The sequence below is a fragment of the Rhizorhabdus wittichii genome, from assembly GCF_017607425.1.
GTDB lineage: Bacteria > Pseudomonadota > Alphaproteobacteria > Sphingomonadales > Sphingomonadaceae > Rhizorhabdus > Rhizorhabdus wittichii.
Map to the genome: position 1 here is coordinate 3,498,657 of NZ_CP059319.1, position 19,735 is coordinate 3,518,391.

Genomic DNA, 19,735 nt, shown 5'->3' on the forward strand with positions numbered 1-19,735 from the left:
GCGACGGAGGAGATCATCATGCTGATGAATGCGGGCCGCCGGGCCCGGCTCAACTATCTTGCCAACGGCTTCCGGGTGCTGGTGGCGGGCGACCATGTCGTCTGCGCGGTGTCCGGAGCGGCGATCCCGCTCGACGAGCTGCGCTACTGGAGCGTCGCGCGGCAGGAAGCCTATCTCAGCGCGGTCGAGGCGACGAAGGCGGAGCAGCAGGCTTGAGATCGGCCGAGGGCGGCCGCATGGCCTGGCGCGCCGCGCTGCTGGCGCTGCCGCTGGCGGCTGCACCCTGCCCTGGTCCCGCCGGCCACGCCGGTCCCGCCCCCGCCCGGCGCCGCGCATCGTCGACGATGCCGATTTCCACCTGTCGGGCGCGATCGAGCAGGGCGGGCTCGCCATGGGCATCGCCCCGGCCGGCACCGCCGCGCTGCTGCTCGACGGCGCGCCGATCGGCCATGCCGCCGACGGCCGCTTCATCGTCGCCTTCGACCGCGACGCCCCGCCGGTCGCGCGGATCGAGGCGCGGCTGACCGACGGCACGATCCTGCGCCGGTCGCTCGCCGTCACGCCGCACGGCTGGAAGATCGAGTCGCTGCCGACCCTGCCGCGCGGCACCACGCCGACCCCGGAATTCCTCGCCCGCCGCAAGATCGAGCTCGACCAGATCGTCGCCGCGCGCGCGATCGACAGCGGCAGCGCGGGCTGGCGCCAGCGCTTCATCTGGCCCGTCGCCGGGCGGATCAGCGGGGTGTTCGGATCGCAGCGCATCTATGCGGGCGAGCCGGGCGCCTATCATTCGGGGGTCGACGTCGCCCGGCCGGCCGGAACGCCGATCGTCGCCCCCGCCGACGGCGTCGTCATCCTCGCCGCCGCCGCGCCCTTCACGCTGGAGGGCAACCTGCTGATGATCGACCATGGCATGGGCCTCAACTCCGCCTTCCTCCACCTCTCCCGGATCGACGTGAAGGTCGGCCAGGCGGTCAGGCAGGGCGAGGTGCTCGGCGCGATCGGCATGACCGGCCGCGCCACCGGGCCGCACATGCACTGGGCGATCAAATGGCGCGACGCGCGGATCGATCCGGTTCCATTGGCGGGGCCAATGGAACGGTAGTTTGTTTGGCCCGCTTTCGCGGGCGGCCCTCAAGCGCCGGGCGCCGGGCCTCCGCCCGGCTTGGCTTTCCTCGCATAAGCTCGGGCGGCCGTTCGGCCTTGCGGGATGCTCGCGCATCCCGACGCAGAGCTGAGCGTCGGAGCCCGACAGGGCTCCGCAAGCGCGAACGCGCGCCCGAGCTTATGCGAGGATAGCCAAGGTCGCGGATGCGACCGCCGGCGCCTGAGGGCGCCAAACAAAAACCAACCTCTACTCCACCCGCCGGAAGCGCACGCCGCGATTGATCCCGACCTGGCCCAGATAGCTGCCGAGGCTCGCCTTCTTGATCCGCACCTTGTCGCCGGAGCGCGGCGCGTCGCCGAGCGCGCTCATCGTCTCCCAGGTGCCGCCGTCGGCCAGGCTGAGCGACCAGTTGCCGCCGCTGATCATGCGCGCGGCCTGGACGCTGCTCTGCAGCTCGGTGACCGCGTCCTTGTCGTCGCCGTCATCCTTGTCGCCGCCGCCGAACAGGCCGATCTTGGGCAGGGTGAAGCCGAACAGCGACTTCCTGGTCTCGCGGATCTCCTTGCGATCGACGACCACCAGGTCCTTCTTCGCCTCCGCCTGCTCCAGCGCGCCGGCCGACTGGTCGTAGCAGGCGAGCCGGGCCGCATTGTCGGCGATGGCGCGGCAGTTCAGGAGGTTGCGGAACAGTTCGGGCCGCTCATGCGTCTTTTCCGCCGACGCGGGCGCCGCGACGGCCAGGGCCGCCGCGAGAATGACCATGTGCCTGAGCGCCCCAACCATCGCTATTCTCCTGATCTTGAAACATTATAACCATCGCCAGCGGTAACAAAGCAACGAGATTTCGCGACTGTTGCATAAATACGACAACACCGCCGCAACGTGTCCCGCCGATGAACCTGCGCTTTACAGCCTGATCGCATTTCTTGCACATCTGCACCATGCCTTCATGGGCGGATGACGGTGTGCCAGCGCCCTCATCCCTCCAGGAAGGTTGAGCGTGGGACGCGACATCGGCCCCGCTCACTCCAGAAAAGGGACTGGAAAGTGATCAATAATTTCAACAAGGTCAGCCGCTTCGGGCTGGGCTGTAGCGCCGTCGCGCTCAGCATCGCTGCCTTCGCGAGCGCGCCCGCGTTCGCGCAGGGAGCCCCCGCCGCCGAGGAAGAGGGCCAGGTCATCATCGTCACCGGCTCGCGCATTCCGCAGCCGAACCTGACCAGCGCCGCGCCCGTCACCGTCGTCGGCAGCCAGGAGATCAAGCTGCAGGGCACGACCCGCACCGAGGATCTCCTCAACAGCCTGCCGCAGGTGTTCGGCGACCAGGGCGGCAACCTCGCCAATGGCGCGACCGGTACCGCCACCGTCAACCTGCGCAACCTCGGGCCGGAGCGCACGCTCGTCCTGATCAACGGCCGCCGCCTGATGCCGGGCGACCCGACCTCGTCGGCCGCCGACCTCAACTTCATCCCGGCCGCGCTCGTCAAGAACGTCGAAGTGCTGACCGGCGGCGCCTCGTCGACCTATGGTTCGGACGCGGTCGCCGGCGTCGTCAACTTCATCATGGACACCGACTTCGAAGGGTTCAAGATCGACGGCCAGTACAGCCTCTATCAGCACAGCAACAGCAACAGCACCCTCGAGGCTGCCCACGCCGCGCGCGGCTTCCCCTTCCCTAAGGGCAACACCGTCAACGGCGGCACCGTCGACGTCACGGTCGCCTTCGGCGGCAAGTTCGGCGACGACGACCAGGGCCACTTCATGGCCTATGCCGGCTACCGCAAGCTGAAGGCCGTCACGCAGAACAAGTACGACTATTCGTCGTGCGCCTCGCAGGTCAACGCCGCGGGCGCCGTGAGCTGCGGCGGTTCGGCCACCTCGCCGAACGGCACCTTCTTCGACTGGGCGTCGAACACCTACCAGATCGGTGCGAACCGCACCTTCCAGCCGGGCTTCACGCCGTACAACTTCGCGCCGCTGAACTATTTCCAGCGTCCGGACGAGCGCTACACCGCCGGCGTCTTCGCCGACTATGAGATCAGCCCGGCCTTCCATCCGTACATGGAAGCGATGTTCATGGACGACCGCACGGTCGCCCAGATCGCGGAATCGGGCAACTTCGGCAACACGCTGAGCGTCAACTGCGACAACCCGCTGCTCTCGCCGCAGCAGCTCGCGATCGCCTGCGCCCGCGACAATCTGGTGACCCGCCTGACCGAGACCGGCTTCCCGCTGGTCGACGACGGCAGCGATCCGATGTATCCGAACACCCCGCTGACCTTCTATGATCCGGTCACCGGCAACCCGTACAACCGCGGCTTCCTCCAGGCGCTGCGCCGCAACGTCGAAGGCGGTCCGCGCCAGGACGATCTCCAGCACACCAGCTTCCGCATCGTCGGCGGCATGCGCGGCGAGATCAGCCCGGCCTGGTCGTACGACACCTCCTATGTGTTCGGTCGCACCAACTTCTCCGAGACCTATCTGAACGAGTTCTCGGCGTCGCGCCTGAACAACGCGATCGACGTCATCATCGATCCGCGCACCGGCCTGCCGGCCTGCCGCGTGTTCGTGACCGGCGCCGACACCAACTGCCGTCCGTACGACATGTTCTCGCTCGGCGGCGTGACCCAGGACGCGCTGGGCTATGTCCAGACCCCGGGCTTCCAGCGTGGCAACACGCAGGAGCGGGTGTTCAACGCCAACATCACCGGCACGCTCGGCGAATATGGCCTGAAGACCCCGTGGGCGGACCAGGGCCTCGGCATCAACGTCGGCGTCGAGTACCGCAAGGAATCGCTCGAGCTGAAGACCGACGTGGCGTTCCAGACCGGCGATCTCACCGGCCAGGGCGCGGCGACGCTCCCGGTCAAGGGTTCGTTCGACGTCAAGGAAGTGTTCGGCGAGTTCCAGCTGCCGATCGTCCAGGACGGCTTCATCAAGGAATTGTCGGTCGAAGGCGGCTACCGCTATTCGCACTACAACACCGGCGTGAACACCGACACCTACAAGCTCGCCCTGACCTTCGCTCCGGTTTCGGACCTGAAGTTCCGCGCCAGCTATAACCGCGCGGTCCGCGCGCCGAACGTCCAGGACCTGTTCGCACCGGTTCGCGTCGCCCTCAACGGCAACAGCGATCCCTGCGCCGACGGTTCGGCCACGGCGGCCGAGTGCGCCCTCACCGGCCTGCCGGTGGGCAACTATCCGGTCGCGGGCAACCCGGCGGGCCAGTTCAACGGCCTGATCGGCGGCAACCCGAACCTGAAGCCGGAGAAGTCGACCACGAAGACGATCGGCCTGGTCTTCCAGCCGAGCTTCCTCCGCGGCTTCAGCGCGACGATCGACGGCTACGACATCAAGGTGACCAACAACATCGGCACCTATGGCCAGGACGTGTCGATCCAGCAGTGCATCAACACCGGGGATCCGACCTTCTGCTCGCTGATCCATCGCGATGCCACCGGCTCGCTGTGGCGTTCGGCCAACGGCTATATCGAGGACCTCAACCGGAACATCGGCAGCGTCAAGACGCGCGGTGTCGACGTCGGCGTCAACTACTCGACCCGCCTCGGCGCGAACTCGCTGTCGTTCAACCTGCAGGGTACCTATCTTGACAAGTTCAAGACCGATACCGGCATCCCGGGCGTCGCGGCCTATGACTGCGCCGGTTACTACGGCCTGGTCTGCGGCACGCCGGCTCCCAAGTGGCGCCACAAGGCCCGCGTGACCTACAACATGGAGAACGGCTTCGGCCTGTCGCTCGCATGGCGTTACTTCGGCAACGTCAAGCTCGACCGGACCAGCTCGAACACCACGCTGGCCGGCGCCTCGTCGCCGTTCAACCAGAAGATCAAGGCCGAGAGCTATTTCGATCTCGCCGCGACCTTCAACCTGAACGACTCCTACACCTTCCGTCTGGGCGTCCAGAACCTGCTCGACAACGATCCGCCGATCATCGGCGCGAACGGCACGTCGTCGGTCATCAACGCCTGCACCGCGGTGTTCTGTTCGGGCAACACCTTCCCGAACGTGTACGACTCGATGGGTCGCTACATCTACGCCGGCATCACGCTCAACTTCTGATCGTTGGGCTGACGCCAGAGGAGGCGGTGGGGGCAACCCCGCCGCCTCTTTCTTTTGGTGGACATCGATCCCTCCTTTCGTCCATCTCCAATCCCGTCATTCCCGCGAAAGCGGGAATCCATGGACGGCGGCCCGCAAGAGATGGAATGCTCCGTGACCGTGGATTCCCGCTTTCGCGGGAATGACGAAGAGGGAGCGATCGACGAGCTTCCATCGAAGCCGAAAATATTCTGAGGTATTGCATGGCTTCCTCCTCCCCGTCCGCCGAGCTGCAGCGGTCCGCCGACGCGGCCGCCGCGCGCGGCGCGCTGGGCGAGGCGCTGGCGCTGCTCGACCGGGCGGCCGCGATCGAGCCGGACAGCTTCGACCTCCACCTCAAGCGCGCGGCGCTCCACCGCGCGGCGCGCAATCCCGCCGCCGCGCTCGACGCGGTCGGCGCGGCGCTCGCCGTCTCGCCGCTCGACTTCATGGCGCTGATGCTGCGCGCCGGGCTCAAGGAGCAGCTCGGCCAGGACGATGCCGGCGAGGCCTATGCCCAGGCGCTCGCCCGCAAGCCGGCGTCGATCGCCAATCCCCAGCTCGCCGCTGCCGTGCAGCGCGGCGAGGAGGTCCGCGACCAGTGGCTCGCCGCGAAGGAGGCGAGGCTCGCCGCCGCGATGGGCGCCGCCGAAGCGCGGGCAGATAGCGAGGAGGCAGCCCGCATCGCGCGCTTCCGCAGCAACGCGCTGCGCCGCACCCGCGTCTGGCATGCCGAGCCGACCCATTTCCATTTCCCCGGCCTCGTCGAACGCGAGTTCCACGATCGCAGCCTGTTCCCCTGGCTCGCCGAGCTGGAAGCCGCGACCGACGTCATCCAGGCCGAGTTCGAGGCGGTCGCCGCCGCCGAGCGGGCCGAGCTGGTCCCCTATATCCAGTATCCCGACGGCGCCCCGCTCGCCCAATGGAAGGCGCTCAACCACAGCCGCGACTGGACCGCGATCCATCTGTGGCAATATGGCCGCCGGATCGAGGCGAACGCGCGCCATTGCCCGCGCACGATGGCGCTGATCGCCGGCTTCCCCCAGCCCGACATCGGCGGCTGCTCGCCCAATGCGATGTTCTCGCTGCTCGCGCCCGGCACCAGCATCCCGCCGCACCACGGCGTCGCCAACACCCGGCTCGTCTGCCACCTGCCGCTGATCGTTCCCGACGGCTGCCGCTTCCGGGTCGGCGCGGAGACGCGGCCGTGGAAACGCGGCGAAGCCTGGATATTCGACGACACGATCGAGCATGCGGCGACCAACCCCAGCGATGCGTTGCGCGTCATCCTGATCATCGACGTCTGGCATCCGGGATTGAGCATGACCGAACGCGCGGCGGTGACCGCGCTGCTCGAAGCCGAAAGCGGCGTGGTGGCGCAGGGATTGTGACGATGATCGACGACCTGGTGGCGCGGTTGACGCTGCGCCCGTCCGACGCGGCGGCGGCCGGGGAGCTCGCCTCCGCCGCGCTCGACGCCGAGGCCGAGGAGGCGGCGCTGCCGCTCGTCACCGCCGCCGCCGAGCGGCACCGCGACAACGGCCGGCTGTGGCAATGGACCGGCCTGCTCCACCGCGCGCTCGGCGAGCATGACAAGGCGCTGCCGGCGTTCAACGCGGCGGCGAAGGCGGCCCCCTCCGACGCCAGCATCGCCCAGGGCCGCGCCCAGGTCGCGCTGGAGGCCGGGCTCGACGCGGTCGGCCTGTTCGATGCCGCGATCACGCTGGCGCCGGCCAATGGCGACCTGCTGCTGGGCCGCGCCGCCGCGCGGGTCGCCGCCGGCGACCCGCCCCGCGCGATGGCCGAGATCGAGGCGCTGCTCGCGCAGCATCCCGGCTGGTATCCCGGCCATGACCGGCTGATCCAGCTCCGCTGGATGATGGGCGACCGCGACCGCGCGACCGAGCTGGTCGAGCGCACCATCGCCGCCCATCCGGGCGACCTCACCCTGTGGCGCATCCTGCTCACGGCGCTGGTCAACGCCGGGCGCCATGACGCGGTGCTCGACGCCGTCCGGCGCGGCCGCGCGGCGCTCGGCGAGCAGCTCACCTTCACCGCGAACGAGGCGATCGCCCTATCGGAGACCGGCGCCGTCGCCGAGGCCGACCGGCTGTTCGCGCTGCTGACCCGCGCCGACGACCTGTCGGTCGCGGTCCGCCACGTCCGCCACCTGCTGCGCACCCGGCGGATCGACGCGGCGCTGCCGATCATCGACCGCTGGGCGAGCCCGCAGGGCGACCGGCGCGGAATGTGGCCCTATGCCGCGATCGCCTGGCGGCTGGCGGGCGACCCGCGCGCCGCCTGGCTGGAGGACGATCCCGCCTTCGTCCGGGTGATCGACCTCGCCGATCATCTCCCCGATCTCGACCGCCTCGCCCATGTCCTGCGCGGGCTCCACCGCGCCAGGGGCGAGCATCTCGACCAGTCGGTGCGCGGCGGTACCCAGACCGACGGGCCGCTGTTCAGCCGGATCGAGCCCGAGATCCGCGCGCTGCGCGCCGCGATCCTCGACGCGGTGGCGAGCCACATCGCCCAGCTCCCCGATCCCGATCCGCGCCACCCGCTGCGCGCCTATGGCCGCCCGGCGCGACCGCGCTTCGCGGGCTCCTGGTCGGTGCGGCTGACCGGCGAGGGGCATCATGCCAACCACGTCCACCCCGCCGGGCTGATCAGCTCGGCCTTCTACCTGACCGTGCCCGACGCGGTGCGTGACGGCGGGACCGACGGCTGGCTGACCCTCGGCAGCCCCCAGGCCGAGCTCGGCCTTTCGATCGAACCCACCCGGACGATCGAGCCGCGCCCCGGCCGCCTCGTCCTCTTCCCGTCGACGATGTGGCACGGCACCCGGCCGTTCCGCGACGGCGAGCGCCTGACCGTCGCCTTCGACATCGCCCTTCCCCTTCGCTGAGAGAGCCCATGACCCTGCCGCCGCCGCATCTTTCACCGATCTTCGCCCGCATCAAGATCGGCGACCTGCCCGGCGCCCGCGCCGCGGCCGAGCAGATATTGCGCTCGCTGCCCGCCGATCAGCCGCTGCTGGCGCTCGCCGGCATGCTCGCCTGCCGGACCGGCGACCTGCCCGGCGGCATCGCCCGGCTGCGCGAGGCGCTGAAGCTCGCCCCCGGCGACCAGTCGACCCGCAACAACCTGGTCCGCGCCCTGATCGAGACCGGCGCGCTCGACGAGGCGGCCGAGGCCTGCGCAGGGGGCGAGCGCGATCCGAAGATGCTGCGCCTGTCCGCCTATATCGAGCATCAGCGCGGCCATCTCGACCGCGCGGTCGCCGATTATGAGGCGGTGGTCGCGGCGCTGCCCGACGATTTCGAGAGCTGGAACAATCTCGGCAACCTCTACGCCGCGACCGGCCATGGCGAGCGGGCCGAGGCGCCGCTGCGCACGGCGATCGCGCTCCGCCCCGACATCGCGCTGCCCTATCTCAACCTCGCCAAGCTGCTCGCCGGGCTGCAGCGGCCCGAGGACGGCGCCGAACTGCTGCGCGCCGCCGCCGCCGCGATCCCCGACAATGCCGAGATCCGCGCCGAACTGGGCCTGGCCGAGGCCGCGCTCGGCGCTTTCGACGCGGCCGAGCGGGCCTATCGCGCCGCGATCGACCTCTCCCCGGGCTTCACCCCCGCCTGGCTCGACCTCGCCATGCAGCTCGACAGCCTCAACAAGGTCGACGCGCTGGCGGCGCTGTCCGACGCGGCTCGGACGAAGGGCATCGGCGCGGCCGAGGGAGCCGGCTTCATCGAGGCCGCCGCGCTGCGCCGCCAGGGCGCCCATGCCGAGGCGCTCGCCGTCGCCCGCCAGGTTCCCGCGACGATCAATCCGGTCCGCCGCAACCAGCTGATCGGCGAGCTCGCCGACCGGACCGGCGACACCGACCTCGCCTTCGAGGCCTTCTCGGCGATGAACGCCGCCGCCCGCGCCCAGGCACATCCCGAGGCTCTCGGCCCCGCCTTCATCGACGAGATCGTCGGCAATGGCGAGCGGCTGACGCCGGCTCGGATCGCCGCGTGGAGCAAGGTGGAGATCGATCCCGCCCCACCCGCGCCGATCTTCCTGGTCGGCTTCCCGCGCTCGGGGACGACGCTGCTCGACACGCTGCTGATGAACATCCCCTCGCTCCATGTGCTCGAGGAACTGCCGGTCGTCCGCACGGTGCAGCGCGCGATGGGCGATCCCGATCGGTTGGACAGCCTGACCGACGCCGAGGCCAATGCGCTACGCCGCACCTATTTCGAGACGCTCGACGGCCTCGCGCCGCCCGCGCCGGGGCAGCGGATCGTCGACAAATTCCCGCTGCACATGGCGCGGATGGCCATGATCCACCGGCTGTTCCCCGACGCCAAGGTGATCTTCGTCGAACGGCATCCGTGCGATTGCGTGCTGAGCGGGTTCATGTCGAGCTTCGAGCTCAACCCCGCGATGCTGAGCTTCACCTCGCTGGAGGGCGCCGCGAGGCTCTACGACGCGGCCGCGACCGCCTGGACGCGGGCCGAGGCGCTGTTGCCGATCGACGTCTGCCGGATTCGCTACGAGACGATGATCGAGGATCTGGAAGGGGAGATGCGCCGGCTGCTCGACTTCCTCGGCATCGCCTGGGACGACGCCGTGCTCGACAATCGCGGCAGCGCGGCCCGGCGCGAGCATATCCGCACCGCCAGCTACGCGCAGGTCACAGAGCCGATCTACAACCGCGCGATCGGCCGCTGGGAACGCTATCGGTCGCGGATGGCCGACATCCTGCCGACCCTCGCCCCGTGGGCCGAGAGGATGGGCTATCGGGTCTGAACCTCGCCGGTCGGCGACCGCGAACGGAAAAGGGCCGGGACATCATCGACGTCCCGGCCCTTTTCGCGCGGATCAGTTGTTCTTGTAGCGGCCGCCCTGGTTCTGTTCGAGCTGCATGCGGGTGAGGCGGCGGTCCTCGTCCCACTGCGCCTTGGTCATGCAGCGCTTGGTCTTGGCCAGGCGGCTGCCGATCACCGGCTCGGAACGGCAGATCATGCGGTCGGGATTGCTCTTGTCGGCCTTCTGGTTCGGCTCTTCGGCATGGGCCGCGAACGACAGGCCGGCCGTGGCGATCAAAGCAAGATAAGCAAGCGACTTCATCAGGCGTGATTCCCAAATAGACGTGTAGCACCGGAATAACACGGAGCCCATGGCCGGTCATCCGCTTTTGCATCCATCGCGGGGAAATCGCGCGCGTTTCGCCCCGATCGTTCGGCTTATTCCTCGGCGGCCTTCGACTGGAGCTGGATGTAGTTCTGGATGCCCATCCGCTCGATCATCTCGAACTGGGTCTCCAGCGTATCGACATGCTCTTCCTCGGATTCGAGGATCGACTGGAGCAGGTCGCGGGTCACATAGTCGCGGACCTGCTCGCAATAGGCGATGCCGTCGCGAAGCTGCGGGAGCGCGTCGTTCTCCAGCGCGAGGTCGGCCTTGAGGATCTCCTCGACCGTCTCGCCGATCCGCAGCCGGCCGAGCATCTGGAAATTGGGCAGGCCGTCGAGGAACAGGATGCGTTCGGCAAGCCGGTCGGCATGCTTCATCTCGTCGATCGATTCCTCATATTCGAACTTCGCCAGCTTCGCGACGCCCCAATGGTTGAGCATGCGATAGTGCAGGAAGTACTGGTTGATCGCGGTCAGCTCGTTCTTGAGCGTCTCGTTGAGAATGTCGATGACCTTGGGATCACCCTTCATGTCGGCCTCCGTGGAATATCATCGCCGCTACTAGGCGAGCTTGACGGCGATGAAAAGAGGGTGGATGAATATTGTTCCGAAAAAATCTAAATAAAAGAATTACTTGAGAGCAATAGTCATTCGCAATCCAACTATGGCTCTTCATTCGCAAGAACGAAAAAGGCCGCCCGGAGGCGGCCTTTTCGAACATCGTCGCTCGCTGCGATCAGGCGCCGACGCTTTCCTCGTCGATGATCGAACGGGCGAAGGGAAGGCACTGGCCGCAGCGGGGGCGGCGCCCGAGCGCCTCATAGGCGCTGCGCGGACAGCTCGCGCCCTTGCGGACGGCGTCGCGCACCTGGTTTTCCTTGATCGCGTTGCAGACACACACAACCATGCGGCACCTCTTCGAATCGTCAGATAGCGCTATTGCAACTGACTATCAATAGAGATCGCGAACGGAGACCCCACGGCCCGTCGATTTTGCAGACGGGCTTCCCTTGTCGGCGCACAAGCCCTAGGCCCCGCGCCGATGGCCGACTCCCATCCCCGGCGCAGGGCGCGAATCGCCACCGCTTTCGGCGGAGCCGACGGCTATGAAGCGGCGGCGCTGGTCCAGCGGACGGCGGCCGAACGGCTGGCCGAACGGATCGCGGCGCTGCCGCTCCCTTCGAAGCCGCGCATCCTGGAGCTGGGCTGCGGCACCGGCTTCCTGACCCGCGCGATCGACCGCGCGATCGGGCCGGCGCGCTGGACGATCAGCGACGTCGCGCCGGCGATGGTCGAGCGCGCCCGCGCCGGGCTCGGCCTCGACGCCGACTATCGGGTGATCGACGGCGAGGCGGTCGACCCGGCGATCGGCCGGTTCGACCTGATCGCCTCGGGCATGGCCTTCCAATGGTTCGCCGACCTGCCCGGCGCGCTCGACCGGCTCGCCGCGCTGCTGACGCCCGGCGGCGCGATCGCCTTCTCGACCATGGCCGAGCGAAGCCTCGCCGAATGGACGGAAGCGCTGGCGGCCGAGGGGCTGCCGTCGGGCATCCCCGCCTATCCGGGCGCGGCCGCGCTGGCGGCGATGGCCCCGGCGGGACTCGCGGCCGAGGTCTCGATCGCCGACCTGCCCGAGCCGCAGGCCGACGCCCGCGCCTTCCTGCACGGCCTCAAGACGATCGGCGCGGGCACCGCCGCGCCCGGCCATCGTCCGCTGCCGCCCGCCGCGCTGCGCCGGGCGATGGCGCGCTTCGACGCCGGGCCGCGCCGCGTCACCTACCGGATCGGCTTCTGCCTGCTGCGCGCCCGCTAGAGCGATTTCTAGGCAGATGGAAACATCTGCCGACTCGGAAATCGCGGTAAAACAGCAATCTAGAGCGGCCGATCCGATGCAATCGGATCGTGAACCGCTCTAACCGGCGCGCGCTCAGAGATGATGGGTGCAGAAGGCCAGCAGGAGGATGAGGGGAATCGGAACCCCGATCAGCCAGAGCAGGATAGAACGCATCGCAACGGGTCCTCCACCATGTGGGGGGTCCAACCCGCGAGACCGGCAAAGGCTCCGCATCACCCTGCGGCAAGGGCGGCGCGCATCTCCTCGCCGAGCAGCTCGACCAGTTCGGCCGCCGGCATGCTGCGCGCGAGCGGGGCCGCCTGCCCCGCCCATTGCGCGCCATAGCCGGCCTCGCCCTTCGCCTTGGCGGCGGCGTTGAGCGTCTTGCCCGCGTCATAGGCGACCGGATAGGGCGCCACCTCGGCCGGATCGGGATCGATCGCGGTGAAGCGGTTGACGATCGATCGTGCCGGCCGGCCCGAGATGGCGCGCGTCATCACCGTCCGCTCGGCCGTCGCCAGCGCCGCGCGATAGCCCTGGTCGGCCGCGGATTCGGGGCAGCCGACGAAGGCGGTGCCGAGCTGCGCCGCCTCGGCGCCGAGGGTCAGCGCCGCCGCGATCCCGGCGCCGTCCATGATCCCGCCCGCGGCGATCACCGGCCGGTCGAGCGAGCGGACCAGCAGCCGGGTCAGCGCCATCGTGCCGAGCCGCTCGTCCGGCCCGTCGGGATCGAAGATGCCGCGATGGCCGCCCGCCTCATAGCCCTGCGCCACCACCGCATCGATCCCGGCGGCGGCGATCGCGCGGCCCTCGGCAAGGCTGGTCGCGCTGGCGAACAGGATGATGCCCGCGTCGCGCAGCGCGGCGATGCGGTCGGCGCCCGGCAGGCCGAAATGGAAGCTGACGATCGCCGGCCGGGTGTCGAGCAGCATCGCCAGCATCGCGTCGTCGTCGACGAAGCTGCGATAGATCTCGGCCAGCGTCGCGGGCGGCTCGGCGCCATAGGCGGCGAAATGGGGCCGCAGCCGGTCGATCCAGCCGGCCTCGCGCGCCGCGTCGCGGACGGCGGGACGATGGCAGAAGAGGTTGACGTTGAACGCGCGGTTGGTGGCGCCGCGCGCCGCCGCGATCATCGACCGCGCGGCCTCGGCGTCGACCGCGCCCAGCCCCATCGAGCCGAGCCCGCCGGCATTGGACACCGCCGCCGCCATGGCGGGCGTCGAGGTGCCGGCCATCGGAGCCTGGATGATCGGCAGCGTCAGGCCCAGGCGATCGGCGAGCGGGGTCATCATGGTCTCCAACGTCATTCCGGCGAAAGCCGGAATCTCACTGCCTCCTTCCGGCGTGCGAAGAAAGGGAGATCCCGGCTTTCGCCGGGATGACGCCCCTCCGCGTCACCCGCTGTTGCGCAGCGCGGTCGCGATCGCGTTGATCGAGAGCTGGATGCCCTCGCGGACGCGGGGGTCGTCCTCGCCCGCGCGGTGGCGCTTGAGCAGCTCGATCTGGAGCAGGTTCAGCGGCTCGATATAGGGCAGGCGCAGCCGGATCGACTGGTCGAGCGACGGATTCTTCTGGAGCAGGCGGGTCTGCCGCGTGACCGACAGCAGCGCCTCCTGCGTCCGTTGCCAGCCGTCGCGGATGCGGCCGAAGATGTCGCGGCCCATCGCCTCGTCCTCGACCAGCGCGACATAGCGCTCGGCGATGTCCATGTCCGACTTGGCGAGCACCATCTCCAGATTGGCGAGGGTCGACTGGAAGAAGGGCCAGGCCTCCAGCATCTCGCGCAGCAGGCCGATGTCCTTGAAGCCCTTGAGGCCATGGCCGACGCCGTACCAGCCGGGCAGCATCACCCGTGCCTGCGCCCAGCTGAACACCCAGGGGATGGCGCGCAGGTCCTCGATCCGGTCGCTCTTGGTCCGGCTCGCCGGGCGCGACCCGATCTTGAGGTCGGCGATCTCGGCGATCGGCGTCATCTGGCGGAAGAAGGTGCGGAAGCCCTCGGTGTCATAGACCAGGCCGCGATAGGCCTTGAACGCATTGGCCGAGATCTCGTCCATCGCGGCGAAGAAGCGCTTGGCGTCCTTGGGCTGGAGCGCGTCCTCCTCCAGCGTGGCGAGCAGCGTGGCCGAGGCCATCGCCTCCAGATTGGCGGCGGCGCTCTCGCGCGTGCCATATTTGGCGGCGATCACCTCGCCCTGCTCGGTGATGCGGATGCGGCCCTGCACCGTGCCGTGCGGCTGGGCGAGGATCGCCGCGAAGCTCGACCCGCCGCCGCGCCCGACCGCGCCGCCCCGCCCGTGGAAGAGCTGGATCGCGCTGTTCGCCTTGGCGAACACCGGCTTCAGCGCGCTCGACGCCTCGTGCAGGCTCCACACCGAGGTGAGATAGCCGCCGTCCTTGTTCGAATCCGAATAGCCGACCATCACCTCCTGATGGCCGCGCGCGGCGGTGATCGCCGCCACCTCGGGCAGCGCGAACCACTGCGTCATCACCTCGGGCGCGCGGTCGAGGTCGCCGATCGTCTCGAACAGCGGCACCGCCATGATCGCGGCGGTGGGCGGATCGCCGGGGACGAACAGCCCGGCCTCCTTGAGCAGGATGTTGACCTCGAGCATGTCCGACACGCTCTCGGCCTTCGAGATCAGATAGGTGGTGATCGCCGCGGGCCCGTAGCGGCGATGCGCCTCGGCGGCGGCTTCGACGATCGCGAGCTCGGACAGCGTCTCGTCGGCATAGGCGCCGAACGGGGTGCGCAGCAGCCGCTTCGACGCCAGCTCGCTCCGCAGCAGCGCGACGCGCGCGGGCTCGTCGAGCGCGCCATAGTCAGCCTCGACCCCGGCGACCCTGAGCAGGTCGGCGACGACGCGCTCGTGGACGTCGGCATTCTGGCGCATGTCGAGCGTCGCGAGATGGAAGCCGAAGGTCTCGACGGCGCGGATCAGCCGGCCGAGCGCGCCGTTGCCGGCGAGCGAGTCGGCGCCGGTGCGGTTGAGCGCATGGGCGATCTCGACCAGGTCGGCGCGCAGCGCGGCGGGGTCCTCATAGGCGCCGCCCTCGGCATCGGTCGCCGGCAGCCGCGCCGGCAGGCGGCCGGTCAGCTTCTCATAGGTCTTGGACAGGCGCGAATAGATGCCGGTGATCGCGCGGCGATAGGGCTCGTCGCTGCGGGTCGAGCTCTTGTCGCCCGACGCCTCGGCGAGCTTCTCGACCTCCCAGGTCACCTCGGCCAGCTCGGTCGAGATCGACAGCTCGGCGCCCAATTCGTGCAGCTCGCGCAGATAATAGCCGATCACCGTCTCGGCCGAGCGCGACAAAGCCAGGCGCAGCGAATCGGCGGTGACGAAGGGGTTGCCGTCGCGATCGCCGCCGATCCAGCTTCCCGGCTTCAGGAAGCTCGCCGGACGGTGGCCGAGCGCGCGCTGCCAGCGCGAATAGAGCGCGGGGAGCGTCGGCAGGAAGATGTCGCGCAGATAGGCGAGCGCGGTCTCCACCTCGTCGGCGACATAGAGCCGCTCGCGGCGCAGCGGCCGGGTCTGCCAGAGCAGCGCGATCTGCCGGTAGATCGCCTGGTCGATCAGGTCGCCGTCGACGGTCTCGGTCCGGCCGATGTCCTTGAGCGTCATCAGCTCGGCGATCTTGTTGCGATGGTCGATCATGCTCTTGCGCCGCACCTCGGTCGGGTGGGCGGTGAGCACCGGCACGATCAGCGCCCGGTCGAGCATCTCGACCACCTTGGCGCGCGAGATGCCTTCCTTCTCCAGCCGGTCGAGCGCGGCGGCGACGTCGGCGCCGGGCTCGGCGGCGATGCCCTGCCGGTCCTCGGCGAGGTTGGCGAGCATCGAGAAGAGCATGAAGCCGCGCACGAAGGCGAGCGTGTCGTCGAGGGTCAGCGCGCCGAGCCCCGAATCGATCTCGTGCGAGCCGACGATGCCGCGCGCCCGATCGACCGACGCCGAACGGATATATTCGATCCGCCGGAACAGCGCCTCGCCGCCATAGACGCGGATCACGTCGCCGAGCAGGCGGCCGAGGAAGCGGATGTCGGGGTTCTGGGTGATGGGCGGCGTGCTGGACATCGCGCGATGCTGCGACGCAATAAAAGCCCGGTCAACGGAAAATGAGGTCGCGGCGGCCGGAGTTTGGCCGCTCAACCTCTCAACCGTCATGCCAGCGAAGGCTGGCATCCATGTCTGTCTTCTTCTCAGATGCCATCGCGGGTGAGGAGAGACATGGACCCCAGCCTCCGCTGGGGTGACGGCTAGTTGGTGAAGAGCTCCCCCAGGAAATCCTGCATCGCCCGCCAGCTGCGCCGGTCGGCGGCGGGGCTGTACATCCCCTCGCGCGCCGGATTGGTGAAGCCGTGGACGGTGTGGCCATAGGCGTGGACCTGCCAGTCGACCTTGGCCTTGCTCATCTCCTTGGCCAGGCCGAGCACCGTCTCGGGCGGGTCGAGAGGGTCGTCCCAGCCGTGCAGGACCAGCACCTTCGCCGTGATCGCGGCGTTCGGGAAGGGCGGCGCGTCGTAGAGGCCATGGAAGCTCGCCACCCCGGCGACCTCGGCGCCCGAGCGGGCGAGGTCGAGCACGCACTTGCCGCCGAAGCAGAAGCCGATCGCCGCGACCCGCGCCGGATCGGCCGGCGCGCCGATCCCCTGCGCCGCGTCGAGCGCGACCAGCAGCCGCTCCTTCAGCAGGCCGCGATCGGCGTCGAGCGCTCCCATCGCCGCCCGCGCGCCGTCGAAATCGGCCGGCCAGTGGCCGAGGCCGTAGAGGTCGATCGCCACCGCGACATAGCCGAGCTCGGCGAGGCTGCGCGCCTTGGCCTCCTCGAAGGCGGTGCGGCCCATGAAGGTGCCGGCGACCAGCACGATCGGGCGCGGCGCGGCCGAGGCGTCGTCCCAGGCCGCATAGGCCTCGAAGGTGACGCCGCCATGGCCGTAACGGACGGGCTTGGTGATGATCGACATGCAGATTGCCTCCGACAGCGTTTTTTCGGCGTTTCGCCCTCGTTCCCCGCCATTGCAAGCGTGACAGAAGGACGACCGCCGATTAAGAGGCGCGCTCCGCCGCTTTTGGTCGCTCTGAAAGGGGAATAATGCCGACGCTCGTCCTGATCCGCCATGGCCAGTCCGCCTGGAATCTGGAAAACCGCTTCACCGGCTGGTGGGATGTCAACCTGACCGACCAGGGCATCGCCGAGGCGAAGGCGGCCGGCGAGCTGATGGCCGCCAAGGGCCTCGACTTCGACCAGTGCTACACCAGCTTCCAGACCCGCGCGATCAAGACGCTCAACATCGCGCTGGAGGCGATGGGCCGGCTGTGGCTGCCGGTCGAGAAGGACTGGCGCCTCAACGAGCGGCACTATGGCGGGCTGACCGGGCTCAACAAGGCCGAGACCGCGGCCAGGCATGGCGACGCGCAGGTCAAGGTGTGGCGCCGCAGCTTCGACATCCCGCCGCCGGTGCTCGAACCGGGCGGCGAGTTCGACCTGTCGAAGGACCGCCGCTACGCCGGCATCGCGATCCCCAGCACCGAGAGCCTGAAGGACACGATCGCGCGCGTCCTGCCCTATTGGGAGGAGCGGATCGCGCCCGACCTGAAGGCGGGCAAGCGGGTGGTGATCTCCGCGCACGGCAATTCGCTGCGCGCGCTGGTCAAGCATCTGTCGCACATTCCCGACGACGAGATCACCGAGCTGGAGATTCCGACCGGCCAGCCGATCGTCTACGAGCTGGCCGACGACCTGACGGCGCGGGACCGCTATTATCTGTCGGAGCGCTGAGTAAAATCCTCCCCTGTCTTTGCAGGGGAGGGGGACCATGCGAAGCATGGTGGAGGGGTGGGGTCGCAGACCCCTCCACCGCCTGCGGCGGTCCCCCTCCCCAAGCAAGCTTGGGGAGGAACCCGGAGGTATCGCATGACTGAAGCACCGCTGATCGGGATCATCATGGGCAGCCGCTCGGACTGGGAGACGATGTCCCACGCCGCCGCGACGCTCGACGCGCTCTGCGTGCCGCACGAGACGCGGGTCGTCTCCGCGCACCGCACCCCCGAGCGGCTCTACGACTATGCGCGCTCTGCCGTCGACCGGGGACTGAAGGTGATCATCGCCGGCGCGGGCGGCGCGGCGCACCTGCCCGGCATGACCGCATCGATGACCCGGCTGCCGGTGCTCGGCGTGCCGGTCGAATCCAAGGCGCTCAAGGGCATGGACAGCCTGTTGTCGATCGTCCAGATGCCCGGCGGCGTGCCCGTAGGCACCCTCGCCATCGGCAAGCCCGGCGCGATCAACGCCGCGCTGCTCGGCGCCGCGATCCTCGCCACCCATGACGAGGCGCTGGCCGAACGGCTCGACGCCTGGCGCACGCGGCAGACCGCCGACGTCGCGGTCGAGCCGTTCGACTGACCATGGCGGCGATGATCCAGCCCGGCTCGACGATCGGCATCATCGGCGGCGGCCAGCTCGGCCGGATGCTCGCCATCGCGGCGGCGCAGCTCGGCTATCGCACCGCGATCTACGCGCCCGAGCCGAGCGGCCCGGCCGCCGACGTGTCGTCGCGCTGGGTGCGCGGCGACTATGACGATCTCGACGCGCTCCACGCCTTCGCCCAGAGCGTCGACGTCGTCACCTATGAGTTCGAGAATATCCCGGTCGCCCCGCTGGAGGCGCTGCGGACGCCGCTCGCCCCCCACCCCCGCGCGCTGGCGACCGCGCAGGACCGCGCCACCGAGAAGGCCTTCGTCCAGGCGATCGGCGGGCGCCCCGCCCCCTGGGCCGTGGTCAACGGCCGCGAGGACCTCGACGCCGCGGTCGCGCTGATCGGCGCGCCGGCGATCCTCAAGACGCGCCGCTTCGGCTATGACGGCAAGGGCCAGGCCCGGTTGAAGGACGCTGCCGATGCCGACGAGGCCTGGGCCTCGATCGCCTGGGAGCCGGCGGTGCTCGAAGGCTTCGTCCGCTTCGAACGCGAATTCTCGATCCTGATCGTGCGCGGCGCGGACGGGACGACGCTGACCTGGGACCCGGTGCTCAACGTCCATGAGGACGGCATCCTCGCGCTGTCGACGGTCCCCGTCGCGCTGCCCGAGGCGACCGTCGCGGCGGCAAAGGCGCTCGCCGCGAAGATCGTCGCCGAGCTCGACTATGTCGGGGTGCTGGCGATCGAATATTTCGACACGGCCGAAGGCCCGGTGTTCAACGAGATGGCGCCGCGCGTCCACAACAGCGGCCACTGGACGATCGAGGGCGCCGTCACCTCGCAGTTCGAGAACCATGTCCGCGCGATCTGCGGCCTGCCGCTCGGATCGACCGCGCTGGCGGCGCCGCGCGTCGAGATGCGCAACCTGATCGGCAGCCAGGCGGGCGACTGGGACCTGATCCTGTCCGATCCCGCCGCGCACCTCCACCTCTACGGCAAGGGCCAGGCGCGCCCCGGCCGCAAGATGGGCCATGTGACCAAGCTGTTCTTCGACTGAGCTCCCGTCGCCCCTTTTTCTTCGTCATTCCCGCGAAGGC

17 protein-coding genes are annotated in these 19,735 nt (G+C 69.3%); 10 read left to right on the forward strand and 7 right to left on the reverse strand.

Features of this window, described 5'->3' with window-relative positions; genetic code table 11:
• The first annotated feature begins 18 nt into the window (after positions 1-18).
• Both HRJ34_RS16790 and HRJ34_RS16795 read left to right on the forward strand, forming a co-directional pair.
• Entirely contained in the window at positions 19-216 is a 198-nt protein-coding gene (locus tag HRJ34_RS16790) for a DUF2093 domain-containing protein (RefSeq protein WP_012049340.1), read from the forward strand.
• A gap of 175 nt (positions 217-391) precedes the next feature.
• Complete coding sequence (locus HRJ34_RS16795; RefSeq protein WP_404947148.1) at positions 392-1,105, forward strand: M23 family metallopeptidase; 714 nt, start codon at positions 392-394, stop codon at positions 1,103-1,105.
• A 249-nt stretch (positions 1,106-1,354) separates the two neighbouring features.
• On the opposite strand, the gene HRJ34_RS16800 is transcribed toward HRJ34_RS16795, so the two are convergent.
• Positions 1,355-1,891, reverse strand: a complete 537-nt coding sequence (locus HRJ34_RS16800) for a hypothetical protein (RefSeq protein WP_012049338.1) — start codon at positions 1,889-1,891, stop codon at positions 1,355-1,357.
• Between the two features lie 264 nt (positions 1,892-2,155).
• Between HRJ34_RS16800 and HRJ34_RS16805 the strand changes: the two genes are divergently transcribed.
• The 4 genes from HRJ34_RS16805 (at position 2,156) to HRJ34_RS16820 (ending at position 10,000) form a co-directional block, all read left to right on the forward strand.
• A complete protein-coding gene (locus HRJ34_RS16805) occupies positions 2,156-5,188 on the forward strand; it encodes a TonB-dependent receptor domain-containing protein (protein ID WP_226948824.1) in 3,033 nt (1,010 codons plus the stop codon).
• 242 nt (positions 5,189-5,430) lie between these two features.
• Entirely contained in the window at positions 5,431-6,597 is a 1,167-nt protein-coding gene (locus HRJ34_RS16810) for an aspartyl/asparaginyl beta-hydroxylase domain-containing protein (RefSeq protein WP_208631885.1), read from the forward strand.
• A gap of 2 nt (positions 6,598-6,599) precedes the next feature.
• Entirely contained in the window at positions 6,600-8,114 is a 1,515-nt protein-coding gene (locus HRJ34_RS16815) for a putative 2OG-Fe(II) oxygenase (protein WP_208631886.1), read from the forward strand.
• 8 nt (positions 8,115-8,122) lie between these two features.
• Positions 8,123-10,000, forward strand: coding sequence for a tetratricopeptide repeat-containing sulfotransferase family protein (locus tag HRJ34_RS16820; RefSeq protein WP_208631887.1), 1,878 nt, complete (start codon positions 8,123-8,125; stop codon positions 9,998-10,000).
• Between the two features lie 72 nt (positions 10,001-10,072).
• Here HRJ34_RS16820 and HRJ34_RS16825 read toward each other — a convergent pair whose 3' ends face one another.
• The 3 genes from HRJ34_RS16825 to HRJ34_RS16835 form a co-directional block, all read right to left on the reverse strand.
• Positions 10,073-10,321: a hypothetical protein gene (locus HRJ34_RS16825; RefSeq protein WP_012049333.1), complete on the reverse strand. Its 249-nt coding sequence runs from the start codon at positions 10,319-10,321 to the stop codon at positions 10,073-10,075.
• 116 nt (positions 10,322-10,437) lie between these two features.
• Positions 10,438-10,917: a bacterioferritin gene (bfr, locus tag HRJ34_RS16830; RefSeq protein WP_012049332.1), complete on the reverse strand. Its 480-nt coding sequence runs from the start codon at positions 10,915-10,917 to the stop codon at positions 10,438-10,440.
• Between the two features lie 205 nt (positions 10,918-11,122).
• Positions 11,123-11,293 carry a (2Fe-2S)-binding protein gene (locus tag HRJ34_RS16835; RefSeq protein WP_012049331.1) on the reverse strand — a complete coding sequence of 57 codons (171 nt, stop codon included), beginning with the start codon at positions 11,291-11,293 and terminating at the stop codon, positions 11,123-11,125.
• Between the two features lie 135 nt (positions 11,294-11,428).
• On the opposite strand from HRJ34_RS16835, the gene HRJ34_RS16840 reads away from it, so the two are divergent.
• On the forward strand, positions 11,429-12,199 hold the full coding sequence (locus HRJ34_RS16840; protein WP_208631888.1) for a methyltransferase domain-containing protein: 771 nt from the start codon (positions 11,429-11,431) through the stop codon (positions 12,197-12,199).
• Between the two features lie 254 nt (positions 12,200-12,453).
• Here HRJ34_RS16840 and HRJ34_RS16845 read toward each other — a convergent pair whose 3' ends face one another.
• From HRJ34_RS16845 to HRJ34_RS16855, 3 genes are all read right to left on the reverse strand, one after another.
• Positions 12,454-13,509 carry an NAD(P)H-dependent flavin oxidoreductase gene (locus tag HRJ34_RS16845; RefSeq protein ID WP_208631889.1) on the reverse strand — a complete coding sequence of 352 codons (1,056 nt, stop codon included), beginning with the start codon at positions 13,507-13,509 and terminating at the stop codon, positions 12,454-12,456.
• A 105-nt stretch (positions 13,510-13,614) separates the two neighbouring features.
• Positions 13,615-16,296 carry a phosphoenolpyruvate carboxylase gene (gene ppc / locus HRJ34_RS16850; RefSeq protein ID WP_041379298.1) on the reverse strand — a complete coding sequence of 894 codons (2,682 nt, stop codon included), beginning with the start codon at positions 16,294-16,296 and terminating at the stop codon, positions 13,615-13,617.
• 182 nt (positions 16,297-16,478) lie between these two features.
• Positions 16,479-17,186: a dienelactone hydrolase family protein gene (locus HRJ34_RS16855; RefSeq protein ID WP_208631890.1), complete on the reverse strand. Its 708-nt coding sequence runs from the start codon at positions 17,184-17,186 to the stop codon at positions 16,479-16,481.
• A 128-nt stretch (positions 17,187-17,314) separates the two neighbouring features.
• On the opposite strand from HRJ34_RS16855, the gene gpmA reads away from it, so the two are divergent.
• The 3 genes from gpmA to HRJ34_RS16870 all read left to right on the forward strand — a co-directional run bounded on the left by gpmA (position 17,315) and on the right by HRJ34_RS16870 (position 19,695).
• Positions 17,315-18,001 carry a 2,3-diphosphoglycerate-dependent phosphoglycerate mutase gene (gene gpmA / locus HRJ34_RS16860; protein WP_012049326.1) on the forward strand — a complete coding sequence of 229 codons (687 nt, stop codon included), beginning with the start codon at positions 17,315-17,317 and terminating at the stop codon, positions 17,999-18,001.
• A 135-nt stretch (positions 18,002-18,136) separates the two neighbouring features.
• Entirely contained in the window at positions 18,137-18,625 is a 489-nt protein-coding gene (gene purE, locus HRJ34_RS16865; protein WP_016744134.1) for a 5-(carboxyamino)imidazole ribonucleotide mutase, read from the forward strand.
• Positions 18,626-18,627: 2 nt separating this feature from the next.
• Positions 18,628-19,695 carry a 5-(carboxyamino)imidazole ribonucleotide synthase gene (locus HRJ34_RS16870; protein ID WP_012049324.1) on the forward strand — a complete coding sequence of 356 codons (1,068 nt, stop codon included), beginning with the start codon at positions 18,628-18,630 and terminating at the stop codon, positions 19,693-19,695.
• Positions 19,696-19,735: the final 40 nt, after the last annotated feature.